General features: G+C 64.9%; 10 protein-coding genes. 4 read left to right on the forward strand and 6 right to left on the reverse strand.

The window, feature by feature from the left end:
- Nucleotides 1-87: 87 nt before the first annotated feature.
- The 4 genes from rpoC to rplJ form a co-directional block, all read right to left on the reverse strand.
- Nucleotides 88-4,329: a DNA-directed RNA polymerase subunit beta' gene (gene rpoC / locus ACK3BB_RS21140; RefSeq protein ID WP_428926609.1), complete on the reverse strand. Its 4,242-nt coding sequence runs from the start codon at nucleotides 4,327-4,329 to the stop codon at nucleotides 88-90.
- Nucleotides 4,330-4,420: 91 nt separating this feature from the next.
- Nucleotides 4,421-8,554 carry a DNA-directed RNA polymerase subunit beta gene (rpoB, locus tag ACK3BB_RS21145; protein WP_428926610.1) on the reverse strand — a complete coding sequence of 1,378 codons (4,134 nt, stop codon included), beginning with the start codon at nucleotides 8,552-8,554 and terminating at the stop codon, nucleotides 4,421-4,423.
- A 269-nt stretch (nucleotides 8,555-8,823) separates the two neighbouring features.
- Nucleotides 8,824-9,201, reverse strand: coding sequence for a 50S ribosomal protein L7/L12 (rplL, locus tag ACK3BB_RS21150; protein ID WP_428926611.1), 378 nt, complete (start codon nucleotides 9,199-9,201; stop codon nucleotides 8,824-8,826).
- A 78-nt stretch (nucleotides 9,202-9,279) separates the two neighbouring features.
- Nucleotides 9,280-9,798: a 50S ribosomal protein L10 gene (gene rplJ / locus ACK3BB_RS21155; protein ID WP_428926612.1), complete on the reverse strand. Its 519-nt coding sequence runs from the start codon at nucleotides 9,796-9,798 to the stop codon at nucleotides 9,280-9,282.
- A gap of 438 nt (nucleotides 9,799-10,236) precedes the next feature.
- On the opposite strand from rplJ, the gene ACK3BB_RS21160 reads away from it, so the two are divergent.
- From ACK3BB_RS21160 to ACK3BB_RS21170, 3 genes are all read left to right on the forward strand, one after another.
- Entirely contained in the window at nucleotides 10,237-11,736 is a 1,500-nt protein-coding gene (locus ACK3BB_RS21160) for an SGNH/GDSL hydrolase family protein (RefSeq protein WP_428926613.1), read from the forward strand.
- Between the two features lie 228 nt (nucleotides 11,737-11,964).
- On the forward strand, nucleotides 11,965-13,458 hold the full coding sequence (locus ACK3BB_RS21165; RefSeq protein WP_428926614.1) for an SGNH/GDSL hydrolase family protein: 1,494 nt from the start codon (nucleotides 11,965-11,967) through the stop codon (nucleotides 13,456-13,458).
- 371 nt (nucleotides 13,459-13,829) lie between these two features.
- Nucleotides 13,830-14,132 (forward strand): DUF2798 domain-containing protein, encoded by a 303-nt coding sequence (locus ACK3BB_RS21170; RefSeq protein WP_428926615.1) that lies wholly within the window; start codon nucleotides 13,830-13,832, stop codon nucleotides 14,130-14,132.
- Between the two features lie 85 nt (nucleotides 14,133-14,217).
- Here ACK3BB_RS21170 and rplA read toward each other — a convergent pair whose 3' ends face one another.
- Nucleotides 14,218-14,916 carry a 50S ribosomal protein L1 gene (gene rplA, locus ACK3BB_RS21175; protein ID WP_428926616.1) on the reverse strand — a complete coding sequence of 233 codons (699 nt, stop codon included), beginning with the start codon at nucleotides 14,914-14,916 and terminating at the stop codon, nucleotides 14,218-14,220.
- A gap of 1 nt (nucleotide 14,917) precedes the next feature.
- Entirely contained in the window at nucleotides 14,918-15,343 is a 426-nt protein-coding gene (rplK, locus tag ACK3BB_RS21180; RefSeq protein ID WP_428926617.1) for a 50S ribosomal protein L11, read from the reverse strand.
- Between the two features lie 595 nt (nucleotides 15,344-15,938).
- Between rplK and ACK3BB_RS21185 the strand changes: the two genes are divergently transcribed.
- Entirely contained in the window at nucleotides 15,939-16,952 is a 1,014-nt protein-coding gene (locus tag ACK3BB_RS21185; protein ID WP_428926618.1) for a glycerophosphodiester phosphodiesterase family protein, read from the forward strand.
- The last annotated feature ends 159 nt before the right edge of the window (nucleotides 16,953-17,111 follow it).

Raw genomic sequence — 17,111 nt, forward strand, 5'->3', positions numbered from 1 at the left:
ACGAAAAAGGCCGGACGTCGATGACGCCCGGCCTTTTTGATGTCTGGCCCCCGCGCCGCTGGCGGCACGGGGTGGATCATTGCGCGATCAGTCGCGGCTTTCCGGGGTTTCCACCAGGGTGTCGAACTCGTCGCCCCCGATGATGTCCTCTTCCATCGGCGCGGCCAGGGCAGCGGCCGCTTCGGCCTCTTCCCGACGGGCTTCGATGACCACGTTGTCGCGATCCGATGCGATCCGGCGCACCCGCTGGGTGGCACCGCCCGTACCGGCCGGGATCAGGCGACCGACGATGACGTTTTCCTTCAGGCCGACCAGCTTGTCGCGCTTGCCCTGAACCGAGGCTTCGGTCAGCACGCGGGTGGTTTCCTGGAAGGACGCCGCCGAGATGAACGACCGGGTCTGCAGCGAGGCCTTGGTGATCCCCAGCAGGATCGGTTCGCCCTGGGCCGGGCGCACGCCCTTGGCCAGAGCCTTCTCGTTGGCCTGGTCGAACTCCTGCTTGTCGACGTGTTCACCCTTCAGCAGGGTGGTGTCGCCGCTTTCGGTGATCTCCCATTTCTGCAGCATCTGTCGCACGATGACTTCGATGTGCTTGTCGTTGATCTTCACGCCCTGCAGACGATAGACCTCCTGCACCTCGTCGATCATGTACTCGGCCAGAGCCTCGACACCCATGATCGACAGGATGTCGTGAGGCGCCGGGTTGCCGTCCATGATATAGTCACCCTTCTGCACGAAGTCGCCTTCCTGCACCGGGATGTGCTTGCCCTTGGGCACCATGTACTCGACCGTTTCCATCGTCTCGTCCGACGGTTCGATGCTGATGCGACGCTTGTTCTTGTAGTCGCGCCCGAACCGGACATAGCCGTCGACTTCGGCGATGATGGCGTGGTCCTTGGGCCGGCGTGCTTCGAAGAGTTCGGCCACACGCGGCAGACCACCGGTGATGTCCTTGGTCTTTGCACCTTCCCGCGGGATCCGCGCCACGACGTCACCCGCTGCAACCTGCTGGCCTTCTTCGACCGACAGGATGGCATCGACCGACATCGGGTAGGTCACCGGGTTGCCCGCATCGTTGCGGACCGGTTCGCCGTCTTCGCCGGCCAGAAGGATCTCGGGCTTGAGCTCGTTGCCTTTCGGAGCCGCACGCCAGTCGATCACGATCTTCTGGGTCATGCCGGTCGCTTCGTCCGTCTCGTCGCGCACGGCAATGCCGCTGACGAGGTCGACGAACTTGGCCGTACCGGCCTTCTCGGCGATGATCGGCAGGGTGTACGGGTCCCATTCAAAGAGCTTGTCGCCCCGGGCCACGTCCTGGCCTTCCTTGACGAACAGCTTGGAGCCGTAGCCGATCTTGTGGCTGGCCCGCTCTTCGCCATTCTCGTCGGCGATGATCAGCTTCATGTTCCGGCCCATCACCATGGTCTCGCCATTGGCGTTGTCCAGAAGCTGGGCGTTCTCAAAGACCACCTTGCCGGCCTGCGACGCTTCCAGGAACGATTGCTGGCCACCCTGGGCCACGCCGCCGATGTGGAAGGTCCGCATGGTCAGCTGCGTGCCCGGCTCACCGATCGACTGGGCCGCGATGATGCCGACGGCCTCGCCGCTGTTGACCAGCGTACCGCGTGCCAGGTCGCGACCGTAGCACATGGCGCAGACGCCCTCTTCGGCCTCGCAGGTCAGCGGCGACCGGATGCGGGTGGACTGGATGCCGGCCTCTTCGACCGCATCCGCCATCCGTTCGTCGATCAGCTGACCGGCTGCCACGATGACCTCGTCCGTGCCCGGCTTGATGATGTCGTCGGCCGCCACACGGCCCAGCAGACGCTCGCCGATGGATGCCACGACCTCACCGTCGTTGACGGCCGCTTCGCAGGTGATCGCGTTGTCGGTGCCGCAATCGGTCATCCGCACGATGCAATCCTGCGCCACGTCCACCAGACGACGGGTCAGGTAACCCGAGTTCGCCGTCTTCAGAGCGGTATCCGACAGACCCTTCCGGGCGCCGTGGGTCGAGTTGAAGTATTCAAGAACGGTCAGGCCTTCCTTGAAGTTCGAGATGATCGGCGTCTCGATGATGTCGCCGTTCGGCTTCGCCATCAGGCCGCGCATCCCGCCCAGCTGCTTCATCTGCGTGACCGAGCCCCGGGCACCGGAGTGGGCCATCATGTAGACCGAGTTGGTCTCCATGTCGGCGCCGTTCTCGTCCTTCTGGGTGGCCGAGATGGTGTTCATCATGGCTTCGGTGACGCGGTCGTTACATTTCGACCAGGCATCGACGACCTTGTTGTACTTCTCACCCTGGGTGATCAGGCCGTCCATGTACTGCTGTTCGAAATCCTTGACCTGCTCGCGGGTCTCTTCGACCAGCTCCCACTTGTTCGGCGGGATGACCATGTCGTCCTTGCCGAAGGAGATGCCGGCCTTGAAGGCCTCGCGGAAGCCCATGGTCATGATCTGGTCGCAGAAGATGACCGATTCCTTCTGGCCGCAATAGCGGTAGACGGTGTCGATGACCTGCTGGACTTCCTTCTTCCGCAGAAGCCGGTTGACCAGTTCGAACGGCGCCTTGGCATTGAGCGGCAGCAGCGCGCCGAGCTTCACCCGGCCGGGCGTCGTCTCGTAGCGTTTCTGGACCTCGTTGCCTTCCTCGTCGATCTGCGTGATCCGCGCGGTGATCTTGGCGTGCAGATGCACTTCACCGGCGTCCAGCGCATGCTCGACCTCGTTCATCGAGCCAAAGATCTTGCCTTCGCCCTTCATGCCGTCGCGCTGCACGGTCACGTAGTAGAGACCCAGGATCATATCCTGCGACGGAACGATGATCGGCGCGCCGTTGGCGGGCGACAGAACGTTGTTCGTCGACATCATCAGCACGCGGGCTTCCAGCTGGGCTTCCAGCGAAAGCGGCACGTGAACAGCCATCTGGTCACCGTCGAAGTCGGCGTTGAAGGCCGAGCAGACCAGCGGGTGCAGCTGGATGGCCTTGCCTTCGATCAGCTTGGGTTCGAACGCCTGGATGCCGAGACGGTGCAGCGTGGGCGCCCGGTTCAGCATGACCGGGTGCTCGCGGATCACCTCGTCGAGGATGTCCCAGACTTCCGGGCGTTCCTTTTCAACGAGCTTTTTCGCCTGCTTCACGGTGCTGCTGAGGCCCTTGGCCTCGAGCCGCGAGTAGATGAACGGCTTGAAGAGTTCGAGCGCCATCTTCTTGGGCAGGCCGCACTGGTGCAGCTTGAGCTCCGGGCCCGTCACGATGACGGACCGGCCCGAGAAGTCGACCCGTTTCCCCAGAAGGTTCTGACGGAAGCGGCCCTGCTTGCCCTTCAGCATGTCCGACAGCGATTTCAGCGGACGCTTGTTTGCGCCGGTGATCACGCGGCCACGGCGGCCGTTGTCGAAGAGCGCGTCGACCGATTCCTGCAGCATCCGCTTTTCGTTCCGGACGATGATGTCCGGCGCGCGCAGTTCGATCAGCCGCTTGAGGCGGTTGTTCCGGTTGATCACCCGGCGGTACAGGTCGTTGAGGTCCGACGTCGCGAAGCGGCCGCCGTCCAGCGGGACCAGCGGGCGCAGTTCCGGCGGGATGACCGGGATCACGGTCATGACCATCCATTCCGGCCGGTTACCCGATTCCAGGAAGGATTCCACGACCTTGAGGCGCTTGATGATCTTCTTGGGCTTCAACTCGCCGGTGGCTTCGGCCAAGTCGGCGCGCAGCTGCTCGGCTTCGGCTTCCAGGTCGATCGCCGCCAGCATTTCGCGGATGGCTTCAGCGCCGATATTGGCGGTGAAGGCGTCCATGCCATAGGCGTCCTGGGCGTCCATGTACTCTTCCTCGGTCATCATCTGACCATAGGTGAGATCCGTCAGGCCCGGCTCGATGACCACGTAGTTCTCAAAGTAGAGAACCCGTTCCAGGTCGCGCAGGGTCATGTCCAGCATCAGGCCGATGCGCGAGGGCAGCGACTTGAGGAACCAGATATGGGCAACCGGCGAGGCCAGTTCGATATGGCCCATGCGCTCGCGGCGCACCTTCTGCAGCGTGACTTCCACGCCGCATTTCTCGCAGACGACGCCGCGATACTTCATGCGCTTGTACTTGCCGCAGAGGCATTCGTAATCCTTGATCGGGCCAAAAATCCGGGCGCAGAACAGGCCGTCGCGCTCGGGCTTGAAGGTCCGGTAGTTGATCGTCTCGGGCTTCTTGATCTCGCCGTAGGACCACGAGAGAATCCGTTCCGGCGACGCCAGCGAAACCTTGATCTCGTCAAAGACCTTGGGCGGCGTCAGCGGGTTGAACGGGTTGTTGGTAATTTCCTGGTTCATTTGATGTCCTCAGAGTTCAGAGGGTGCGGAAGAGGGGGACCCGAGATTTTTCCGGGAAAAATCTCGAGCCAAGAAAATTTGCGAAATTTTCTTATTCCTCATCCGCATCCAGGAGTTCCATGTTGAGGCCCAGGCCGCGGACCTCCTTGACGAGCACGTTGAACGATTCCGGCACGCCGGCCTCGAAGTTGTCCTCGCCCTTGACGATCGATTCATAGACCTTGGTCCGGCCGGCCACGTCGTCCGACTTCACCGTCAGCATCTCCTGCAGGGTGTAGGCGGCGCCATAGGCTTCTAGGGCCCAGACCTCCATCTCACCGAAGCGCTGACCGCCGAACTGCGCCTTACCACCCAGCGGCTGCTGCGTGACGAGCGAGTACGGGCCGGTCGAACGGGCGTGGATCTTGTCGTCGACCAGGTGGTGCAGCTTGAGCAGGTACTTGACGCCCACGGTCACCGGCCGCGCGAATTGCTCGCCCGTCCGCCCGTCGAACAGGATCGACTGGCCGCTTTCGTTGAAGCCCGCGCGCATCAGCGCATCGTTCACGTCCGCTTCCTTGGCCCCGTCGAAGACCGGCGTTGCGATCGGCACGCCGTGGCTGACATTGCCCGCGGCCTCGATCAGCTGACCTTCGTCCATGCCGGCGATGCCCTCTTCGTAGACATCGTCGCCATAGGCCCCACGCATCGCTTCACGCACCGGGGTCAGGTCGCCCGACCGCCGGTATTCGTCCAGCGCGTCGTCGATCTTGATGCCGAGGCCCCGCGAGGCCCAGCCCATGTGGGTTTCCAGGATCTGACCGACGTTCATCCGCGACGGCACGCCCAGAGGGTTGAGGCAGAAGTCAACGGCCGTACCATCGGCGAGGAACGGCATGTCCTCGATCGGCACCACGCGCGAGATCACACCCTTGTTCCCGTGACGCCCGGCCATCTTGTCGCCCGGCTGCAGCTTGCGCTTCACGGCCACGAAGACCTTGACCATCTTCATCACGCCCGGCGGCAGGTCGTCGCCACGGCGGACCTTTTCAACCTTGTCCTCGAACCGCAGTTCCAGCGCCCGTTTCTGGGCTTCGAACTGTTCGTTCAGGGCCTCGACGATCTGGGCGTCCTGCTCTTCGGTCAGGGCGATCTGCCACCATTGCGAACGGATCAGCGTGTCCAGCAGCTCTTCCGTCACGGTCGAGCCCGATTTCACGCCTTTCGGCCCCTTGGCAACGGTCTTGCCCAGGATCATCGACTTGAGGCGCGCGTAGATGTTGCGCTCCAGGATGGCCTGCTCGTCGTCGCGGTCGCGGGCCAGGGCCTCGACTTCCTCGCGTTCGATCTGCAGGGCCCGCTCGTCCTTTTCGACGCCGTGGCGGTTGAACACGCGGACCTCGACAACGGTGCCGAAATCGCCCGGCTTGACCCGCAGCGAGGTGTCCCGCACGTCGGATGCCTTTTCACCGAAGATGGCGCGGAGGAGCTTTTCTTCCGGCGTCATCGGGCTTTCGCCCTTCGGGGTGATCTTGCCGACCAGGATGTCGCCCGGCTCGACGTCGGCGCCGATGTAGACGATGCCCGCCTCGTCGAGGTTGCGCAGGGCTTCCTCGCCGACGTTGGGAATGTCGCGGGTGATTTCCTCGGGCCCGAGCTTGGTGTCACGGGCAGCCACTTCGAATTCCTCGATATGGACGCTCGTGAAGACGTCATCGCGGGCGATGCGTTCCGAGATCAGGATCGAGTCTTCGTAGTTGTAGCCGTTCCAGGGCATGAAGGCGACGATGACGTTCTTGCCGAGCGCCAGTTCCCCGATATCGGTCGACGGGCCGTCGGCGATGACCTCGCCCTTGCTGACGGTCTGACCCACGGTCACCAGCGGACGCTGGTTGATGCAGGTGTTCTGGTTCGACCGCTGGAACTTGCGCAGACGGTAGATGTCGACGCCCGCATCGCCCAGTTCCAGGTCCTCGGTAGCCCGGATCACGACACGCTGGGCATCGACCTGGTCGATGATGCCCGCACGGCGCGCCTGGATGGCCGCGCCGGAGTCGATGGCGACCTTTTCCTCGATGCCGGTGCCGACCAGCGGCGCCTCGGCCCGCAGCAGCGGAACCGCCTGACGTTGCATGTTCGAGCCCATCAGGGCGCGGTTGGCGTCGTCGTTTTCAAGGAACGGGATCAGCGAGGCCGCAACCGAAACCAACTGCTTGGGCGACACGTCGATCAGGTCGACGCTTTCGACCGGAGCCAGCGTATAGTCGCCCGACTGGCGGGTGTTGACCATCTCGTTGGTGAACTTGCCATCCACGTCCAGCGAGGCATTGGCCTGCGCCACGGTGTGACGCATTTCCTCGGTGGCGGACATGTAATGCACTTCGTCCGTCACCTGGCCTTCCTTGACCACGCGATAGGGCGTTTCGATGAAGCCGTACTTGTTCACGCGGGCAAAGGTGGCCAGCGAGTTGATCAGGCCGATGTTCGGGCCTTCCGGCGTTTCAATCGGGCACATCCGGCCATAGTGGGTCGGGTGCACGTCGCGCACCTCGAAGCCGGCGCGCTCGCGGGTCAGACCGCCGGGCCCGAGGGCCGAGAGGCGCCGCTTGTGCGTCACTTCGGACAGCGGGTTGGTCTGGTCCATGAACTGCGACAGCTGCGACGAACCAAAGAACTCGCGCACGGCGGCGGCGGCCGGTTTCGCGTTGATCAGGTCCTGCGGCATCACCGTGTCGATTTCGACCGACGACATGCGTTCCTTGATCGCGCGTTCCATCCGCAGCAGGCCGACGCGGTACTGGTTTTCCATCAGCTCGCCGACCGAGCGCACCCGACGGTTGCCCAGGTGGTCGATGTCGTCGATCTCGCCCTTGCCGTCGCGCAGTTCCACCAGCGCCTTGATGCAGGCGATGATGTCTTCCTTGCGCAGCGTCCGCTGGGTGTCTTCGGCATCCAGCGCCAGGCGCATGTTCATCTTCACCCGGCCCACGGCCGACAGGTCATAGCGTTCGCTGTCGAAGAACAGGGTGTCGAACAGCGACGAAGCCGCCTCGACGGTGGGCGGCTCGCCCGGGCGCATGACGCGATAGATGTCCATGAGCGCGGTGTCGCGGCCCATGTTCTTGTCGTTCGCCATGGTGTTGCGGATGTAGGGGCCGACATTGACGTTGTCGATGTCCAGAACCGGGATGTCGGTGAACCCGGCATCCATCAGCTCTTTCAGCGTACCGCCGATCAGCTCGCCGTCCTTGTCGTATTCAAGGGTCAGCTCATCACCGGCTTCCACGTAGATGGCGCCGTTCTCTTCGTTGATGATGTCCTTGGCGACGAACTTGCCGACGATGTGATCAAAGGGCACGAGCAGGTCCGTGACCGTGCCTTCGTCGATCAGCTTCTTGACGGCGCGCGGGGTCACCTTCTTGCCGGCCTCGGCGATGATCTCGCCGCTGGCGGCATCGACCAGGTCATAGGTCGGGCGGGTGCCACGGACGCGATCGGGGAAGAACGGCGTGACCCAGCCCTGGCCCTTGCGATAGCTGAAGTCGATCGTGTTGTAATAGGCATCCATGATGCCTTCCTGATCGAGCCCCAGCGCATAGAGCAGCGTGGTGACCGGCAGTTTGCGGCGACGGTCGATCCGGGCAAAGACGATGTCCTTGGCGTCGAATTCGAAATCCAGCCACGAGCCGCGGTAGGGGATGATTCGGCAGGCGAAGAGCAGCTTGCCCGACGAATGGGTCTTGCCCTTGTCGTGGTCGAAGAACACGCCGGGCGACCGGTGCATCTGGGACACGATGACACGCTCGGTGCCGTTCACGATAAAGGTGCCGTTCGGCGTCATCAGGGGCATGTCGCCCATGAAGACGTCCTGTTCCTTGATGTCCTTGACCGACTTGGCGCCGGTGTCTTCATCGACATCGAACACGATCAGGCGCAGGGTGACCTTCAGCGGAGCCGAGAAGGTCATGTCGCGCTGCTGGCATTCCTCGACGTCGTACTTCGGCTTTTCAAGCTCGTACTTGACGAATTCAAGCACCGAGGTCTCGTTGAAGTCCTTGATCGGAAAGACCGATTGAAAGACGCCCATGATTCCTTCGCCGTCGGTCGGCAGGTCCGCATCACCGGACTTCAGGAACAGGTCGTAGGAGGATTTCTGCACCTCGATGAGGTTCGGCATCTCCAGCACTTCGCGGATCTTGCCGTAATATTTCCGGAGTCGTTTCTGGCCGAGGAAGGTCTGAGCCATGACGGATGTCACCTCTTTCGTGTCGCACCGGGCAAGCGGGCCGCCGGGCCACGGCAGCTTGCCCATACGAGCAGACGGGTCGGATCAATGCGTGGCCGCCGTCCCGAGTGGCGACCTCCCGATCCTGAACCTGGTCTGAGAAAGGGCTGCACACAGCCCTTGCCAAGACAGGTTCGGCAGGACCCGGTTTTCCCGGGCCCTGCCTTGTCATGCAATGCGGGTCAGCCCCACCTTCACGCGATTGTGAAGACAGGGGCCGCCCCTGGCAATTAGGCCAGTTCGACCTCGGCGCCAGCTGCTTCCAGCTTGCCTTTGATCTCTTCGGCTTCGGCCTTGTCGACGCCTTCTTTGATCTTGCCGCCTTCTTCGACCAGTGCCTTGGCTTCTTTCAGGCCCAGGCCGGTGATGCCGCGGACTTCCTTGATCACGTTGATCTTGGACGCGCCGGCGTTCTTCAGAACGACGTCGAATTCGGTCTTTTCTTCTTCGGCCGCAGCGCCGGCACCGTCTGCCGGGCCTGCCATCATGACCGCGCCGCCAGCGGCGGGCTCGATGCCGTATTCGTCTTTCAGGATGGTCTTGAGTTCCTGAGCTTCCAGGAGGGTCAGACCAACGATCTCTTCTGCGAGTTTCTTCAGATCAGCCATTTTCTCAGCTCTTTCCGTTTTGATGTGTGTTCCAACGTCCGGTTTTTGACCAAACGCCAGTCCAATCCGTGCCGTCGCTTAAGCGGCTTCCGCCTTCTCTTCGATGGTCGAAAGGATGCTTGCGATGTTGCTTGCAGGTGCGCCGATGGCCCCGGCGATATTCGCCGCGGGTGCACCGATGCAGCCAACGATCGAGGCAATGAGCTCGTCGCGGGAGGGCATCTTGGACACCGTTTCCACGCCAGCCCGGTCCAGAACGTTCTCGCCCATCGTACCGCCAAGGATCTCGAACTTCTGGTTCGCCTTGGCGTAATCCTCAGCCACCTTGGCGGCGGCAACGGGATCTTCGGAATAGGTCAGAACGGTCATGCCCGTCAGCAGGTCGCCCATGCTTTCGCACGGCATGCCCTGCAGGGCGATCTTGGTCAGCCTGTTTTTCGCAACACGCACAGAACCGCCCGCCTCGCGTGCACGCGCGCGCAGGTCCTGCATTTCGGCAACTGTCAGACCGGCGTAGTGGGCAACCACTACGACGCCAGAGCTTTCGAAGATCTGGCCGAGTTCCTCGACCACTTTCTCTTTCTGGGCTCTATCCACAGTTTCACTCCAACATTGGAGGGGGCAGGCCCCTCCGGCTTCATTTGCCAGCCCGGGTGAAACCCGGAAACCGGCGGTCTGGTCCGTGTACGGGGCTAAGCCAAAAAAGACCGAGGCGCGTGTTACACACCCGGAAAATCTGGTTCGGTTCCCGTCTCGGGCAGGATTTAACGCGATTGCAACCCACCGTCTTGGACGAAACGGGCAAGCGGTACGAATCGCACCACTTGCCGCGAAGCCTGCACATAAGCCCGCGGGCGCAATTTTCCAACCCCAAATTTCCCGCCGCCCTGGGCGCCCCCCCGCCTGCCCCCTGCTCTGGGCGCGCGACGCCACGGCAATCTGGGCGCTGACAGAGGTTTTCCTTGTCCTGTCACATCGGCCTGCGAAACTGGCGGCCAATCGGTTCTTAACGTTTCCAACGGGGATTCTCCTGCCATGACCACCACGCCCGGTCAGATCGTCTATTTCGGCGACAGCCTCACCGACAACGGCAACCTGCTGGCCTATGCCGAGATGCTCGCCGATCCCGCGGCCATCGAAGGGCTGGCCGGCCCCACCGGATCGGCCAGCGACGGGCCGACCTATGCCGCCTATGCCTCGGACCTGCTGGGCGCCGACAGCCAGAACTATGCCGTGGCCTCGGCCGAGGTCGACGGCGTGCAGGACCTGGCCGCCGTGGCCGAGAATTTCGGCCTGACCGATGCACTGACCGTGCCCGCCGACAGCCCGCTGCTGGACATCGACATCAATCTCAACGGCCAGGTCGGGCGGTTCCTGGATGACAATGCCGGGGCCAATCTGTCCGACACTACGGCCGTGCTTTTCATCGGGTCCAACGATTACAACGAGGTCGACCTGACCTCGGAAACGGTGATCCAGGACACGCTGCAGAAGATGGATGCCATCATCACGGGCATCGCCGAAGAGGCCCTGCGCCTCTGGGCTGCCGGCGTGTCCACGATCCAGATCGCCACCCTGCCCGCGCTGGATTTCTATGCCGTCTCCGCCGAGCTGAGCCCCGAAGACCAGGCCCTGGCCAATGCGGTCTTCGAGATCCACAACCGCGCCCTGACCAAGGTTGTCGAGCTGCTGCAGGATGCCGGGGTCAATGCCGAGCTCTTCGACGTCACCCAGATCACCGACGCCCTGACCGAAGACCTGACGGCCTTTGGTTTCATCGCCCCGGCGGGCACCCAGATCAACGATCCCGGCACGCTGGACCTGTGGGATGCCGACCAGGTTTTCTCGACCGACGAGCTGCATCCCTCGACGGCCGCCCATGGCGTGATCGGAGCCTTTACGGCCTTTGTCCTGGCCGGCGGCACGACAACCGCCCTGACCGACAATTTCGATTTCTGGCGCGGTGGCGATGGCGACGATTTCGCCTCGGGGCTGGCCGGCACCGACATCCTGCGGGCGGGCTATGGCAACGACATCCTGCTGGGCGGCACCGGCCAGGACGACTTGATGGGCCAGCAGGGCAATGACCTGCTGTCGGGCGGGTCCGACAACGACCTGCTGCGCGGCAACCTCGGGCACGATATCCTGGGCGGCGGCGAAGGCGACGACATCCTGCTGGGCGGCGGCGGCAACGACCTGCTGGTCGACGGGCTGGGCTCGGACATTTGCCGGGGCGGCGCGGGCAACGACACCTTCATCTTCACCGAAGCCAGCCTGATCGGCGGCACCGCCGGCGATACCGACCTGCTTTATGGCGGAGACGGGCTGGACGAGCTGATCCTCGTGCTGTCGGCAGACACCTATGCCGACCTGGCGGGTGACCTGGCCGGCGCCGATCCCGATGCCGCGCTGGCCAGCCTGGGCATCACAGCCAGCGGCATCGAACAGGTCACGGCCATCGACGGCCGCGACGGGCTGGCGGCTTATGCCGATGCGCCCTGGTACCAGGATGCCGATCTCTGGGGCCTGATCTGATCCGCTGATCTGGCATCCGGCGCCGGCCCCACATGGCCGGCGCGCCTCTGTCACGGATTTTAACGATTTTCCGCGCGAAATCTGCTAAGCCCCCCGCGAACTGCGGCCCATTGTGGCGCTGCGGGCGCGGCTCACCCCGGCTGACAAACAGGTGAGCCCGCCCCATCCCCGCGACGGAACGGGCCACCCGCCGGCATTAACCAGGCGGACAGACCGAGTGAGGCGCAGATGTTGGAACGGTTCGACAAGGTTACGTATTTCGGCGACAGCCTGAGCGACGACGGCAATTATTTCGAAATCCTCTACGGCTACGAAGCCCCGGGTTTCCAGGGCGCGGTCTATCCCGGCACCACGTTTCAGCTGGGCCCCTGGGGCGCCATGACCAACGACCGGGCCCACAGCACCTATCTGGCGGAGCTGACCGGCGCGCGCACCGACAATTACGCGGTGGTCGGCGCCACGATCGTCGGCTCGCCGATCCTCGACCCGGCCAACTGGGACCTGCCCGGGCCGCCCACCGACATCGGCCTGACCGCCCAGGTCGGCCGCTTTGCGGACGATCCCTCGGCCGGGGCCGGGCCGCGCGGGGCGGCGGTGTTCTTCATCGGGGCCAATGACATCGGCCGCATCGTCGACCGCCATTACGATCCGGCCGCGTTGGACAGCTTCCGCTCCTCGGCCCGGGACGAGCTGGAAACCATGATCGCCACGCTGGTCACCTCGGTCCGCGCCGCCCGCGACGCCGGGGCCGAGGCGGTCTTTCTGGGCACCCTGCCCTCGGCCAGCTTCTTCCCGCTCTTCGACGATTACGATGCCACGCTGGTTGATGCCTTCGACGACGTGGTCGCGGCCTTCAACGCCGCCCTGCGCCTGGCCGCCGCCACCCTGCGCGCCCAGGGTCATGACGTGGCGATCGTCGATTACAACACCATCTGCAACGTCATGACCGACGATCCCTCCAGCTTCGGGGTTGTCGCGGTGCGGCAGAATTACCTCTACGACGGCAGCCTGGCCACCGGCGCCGACCAGGTCGCCTTCTGGAACGCGCTGCACCCGGCCGAGGCCTATCACAAGGCCTGGGCGGCCTTCACCGCCTTCACCCTGGATGGCGGGCGCACGCATCAGCTGACCAATGGCGGCGACAGTTTCACCGATCCCGAGGAGGGCAGCGCGGCACTGGTGGCCGGGCTGGCCGGGGATGACGTCATCCGGCTGGGTGACGGGGCGGATATCGGCTTTGGCGGGCGCGGGGCCGACAGGATCCAGACCGAGGATGGCGACGACATTGCCGTCGGCGGGCGGGGTGCCGACCTGCTGCGCGGCCAGGCCGGCGACGATATCCTGTCGGGTGGACAGGGTGATGACATCCTGACCGGCGGGCGAGGCCGCGACGTGCTGATCGACGGGCTGGGCAACGACACCTTGCGCGGCGGGGCCGATGACGATGTCTTTGTCTATGTCCAAGCCTCGCTGATCGGCGGCGCGGGCATCCAGGCCGAACACTTCCTGGGCGGCACCGGGCAGGACACGCTGTTCCTCCTGCTCGACAGCGCCCGGGCCGCAGCCTTCGAGGCCGGCACGCTGGAACTGGCCGACCTTGGCATCACGACCAACAGCATCGACACCGTGATCGCGATCGACGGCCAGGACGAAGAGACCACGCGCAAGGCGCTGGCCGGCGAATGGTGGTACGGTGCGGCCGATCACTGGGGGCTGGTCTGAACCGCGCCGGTCGGGCCTGTCGCCGCCCTGCCCCGCCAGATGTCCCGCTACCTCCAATCAGACAACACCCCCGCATCCGCCCGGCCGAAGCCAGGCACGCAGGACCAACGGCCCTGCCCGCAGATCTGCCAGGCGCGGACATCCCGGTCCCAACCGACGCCCGCACAACCGCAAGAGAATTGACAGACCGCCCCGCGCGCCCTACCCCGCTGGGGCCGAAAAACGTCTGGCCGGTTCGGTTATCCCGGTCCTTGCGGTCCCGCCGCGAGAGTTAGTCTTTCGAACCCACGGCATCCCCCGCGTCCGGCGGGCGGGTGCGGTGAGCCTGCGCCCCGTCCCGCCGTGATGCCCGCATCGTGAAAGGACCCGACATGACCCCTCCCGCCGATCCGCCCGCGCCGCGCCCGGCCGGTCCGCGCAAACCGCCCACCAAGGCCACGCTGATCCTGGCCCAGGTCTTCATCTCGCTGATGATGGCCTTCCTGATGACCGGCATCTTCACCGCCCTGCCCATGGAGTTCCGCCCCGGCTGGGTCGGCGCCTGGCTGGGCCGGTTCATCCGCGCCTGGCCCATCGCCTTTGCCTTGTCGCTGGTCGTGGGCCCGCTGGCCTTCCGCATGGCCCATGCCGTCATGGCCCTGGTCGAACGCCGCTCGTCCCTGCCCGCCGGCTAGGACGCCCAAACGAAAAAGCCTGCCGCGGGGTGCACCCGCGGCAGGCTCCTGATCTGTCGATGGCCGGCTTGCGCCGGGCCGGCGATTACTCGCCCGAGGCGTTGGCCACGTCGACGCTGACGCCCGGACCCATGGTCGAGGCCAGCGAGATCTTTTTCAGGTAGGTGCCCTTGGCGCCCGTGGGCTTGGCCCGGGCAACGGCACCGACGAAGGCACGGATGTTTTCCACCAGCTTGGCTTCGTCGAAGGACGCCTTGCCGACACCTGCGTGCACGACACCGGCCTTTTCGGCCTTGAACTGGACTTCACCGCCCTTGGCTGCTTCCACGGCCGCTTTCACGTCCATGGTCACGGTGCCGACCTTGGGGTTCGGCATCAGGTTGCGCGGGCCCAGGATCTTGCCCAGACGGCCGACGATCGGCATCATGTCCGGGGTTGCGATGCAACGGTCGAATTCGATCGTGCCGCCCTGGATGGTTTCCATCAGGTCTTCGGCGCCGACGATGTCCGCACCGGCGGCCTGGGCTTCCTCGGCCTTGGGGCCGCGGGCGAAGACGGCGACGCGAACGGTCTTGCCGGTGCCGTTGGGCAGGCCGACAACGCCGCGGACCATCTGGTCGGCGTGGCGCGGGTCGACACCCAGGTTCATCGCGATTTCGACCGATTCATCGAACTTGGCCGATGCGTTGGCCTTGATCAGGGCCACGGCGTCCTCGACGGTCAGGTTTTCCTTGCCGTCAAAGGCTTCGCGGGCGGCGCGGGTGCGTTTTCCGAGTTTTGCCATCTTACTTCACCTCGATGCCCATCGACCGGGCGGAGCCCAGGATGATCTGCATGGCGGCCTCGACGTCATTGGCGCTGAGGTCCTTCATCTTGGCTTCGGCGATCTCGCGCACCTGGGCCACGGTCACGGTGCCGACGGTCTCGCGCGAGGGGTTCTTGGCGCCCGACTTCAGCTTGGCGGCCTTCTTCAGGTAATAAGACGCGGGGGGCGTCTTGATGTCCATCGTGAAGGACTTGTCCTGGTAATAGGTGATCACGGTCGGGCACGGAGCGCCGGGCTCCATGTCTGCGGTCTTGGCGTTGAACGCCTTGCAGAATTCCATGATGTTGATCCCGCGCTGACCGAGGGCGGGGCCCACCGGCGGCGAGGGGTTGGCCTGCCCGGCAGGCACCTGCAGCTTCATACTGCCGACGAGTTTCTTGGCCATCTGGCCTCTCCTTATCCAACTCCCGGAACAGCGCGCTGCCCGAGATTTTTCGGCGGAAAAATCTTGTCCGCCGGTTGACCGTGGTCCGGTGCCCGCACGCGTGCGCGCCGCCTCCCACGTCTGCGACTCGCCCCGGGGCGGACCCCGTTGCGATCCGGGGGCGATAGACCATCCCCCCGCGCGATGCAAGGCCCCGCGGCACCGCCCGGCCAATCCGCCTCCGCCCCCGCCCCGCTCTTGCGCCATGACCCGCCGTCGCGCGATCCGCACAGCGCGGACACCCGCCGCGACTGTCGCGCGCATGGGACAGATCGCCACACCCAGACGATCAAGGGGTTACAGCACCGCGTTAACCAGTTGTTAAGAAACCGCTTGTCAGCCAGCCGCTGCCGTTTCAGGGCAGGGCCAGCCATATTGCCGTCGCCCGTGCCCCGCACATCCTCTCACCCCCCGTCGCCGCGGGGCCCTGTTTCGTCATGCCACCTGCCGGCCCCGGCACGCCCTGCCCGCCCATCCACCGGCGCGCCCCGGGACGCAGCCGTGCCTTCCCACGATCCGGCCGCGCCCTGCGGCCCCTGCCGATACGAGTTCTCCCATGCCCCCGCTTCGCCGCCACCTCCTGATCATCCTCATGCTTGTCCTGCTGACCCTGGCCGGCCTGGGCCTGGCCTTCTGGGCCGTCAATTCCTCGTGGCTGGTCGGGCCCTCCGAGAGCGGCGTGACCAAGGTCCTGGCCCATCGCGGCCTGCATCAGGCCGATGCCGGGCACCAGACCGGGACGGACCCAGAGACCGAAGAATGCCGGGCGCGCAGGATCGCCCCGGTGACCCACGAGCACATCGCCAACACCCTGCCCTCGATCCGGGCAGCGGTGACGGCCGGGGCCGATGTCGTCGAACTGGATGTGCAGATGACGGCCGATGGCCATTTTGCGGTGTTCCACGACCTGATGCTTGATTGCCAGACCGACGGCACGGGCCGGATCCGGGCTGCGACCTTTGCCCAGCTGCGCCAGCTGGACCTGGGCCATGGCTTCACCAGCGATGGCGGGGGCAGCTATCCGTTGCGGGGCACCGGGCGCGGGTTGATGCCGTCGCTGACCGAGGTGCTGATGGCCGATCCGGCCGTGCCACTGCTGATCAACCTCAAGAGCGACGATCCGGCCGAGGGCCTGGCCCTGGCCGCCCTGCTGGAGAGGCCCGAATGGCGGGACCGGGTGCTGGGGGTCTTCGGCCCGGCGGGGTCGACCCAGGCCGCGCTTGGCGCCCTGCCCGGGCTGCGGGGCTATGATCGCCAGCAGGTTGTCGATTGCCTCAAGCCCTATGCGGCCATCGGCTGGCTGGGCCGGGTGCCCGAGGCCTGCCACGACACGCTGATCGTCGTGCCGATCAGCCATGTCCGCTGGCTGTGGGGCTGGCCGCACCGGTTCACCCGGCGAATGCATGCCCACGGCACCGAAGTCATCCTGCTGGGCCCCTGGGATAGCAGCGAGCAGGTTAGAGGCATCGACAGCGCCGAGGCGCTGGCCCGGGTGCCGGTCGGGTTCGACGGCTATGTCTGGACCGACCGGATCGACATCGTCGGGCCGCTGTTGGCCGCCCGGCGGTGAATGGTGCCGTGGGCAGGGACTGGCGGGAAAGGTCCCAGCGGCCACTGTCTACCGGTGACTGGGCACTGACCGGCGCTGACCGGCACTGACCGGCACCGACCGGCACTGACCGGCACCGACCGGCACTGACCGGCACTGACCGGCACTGACCGGCACTGA

This window comes from Marinibacterium sp. SX1 (genome assembly GCF_050389775.1).
In the GTDB taxonomy this organism is placed as follows: Bacteria; Pseudomonadota; Alphaproteobacteria; order Rhodobacterales; family Rhodobacteraceae; genus Marinibacterium.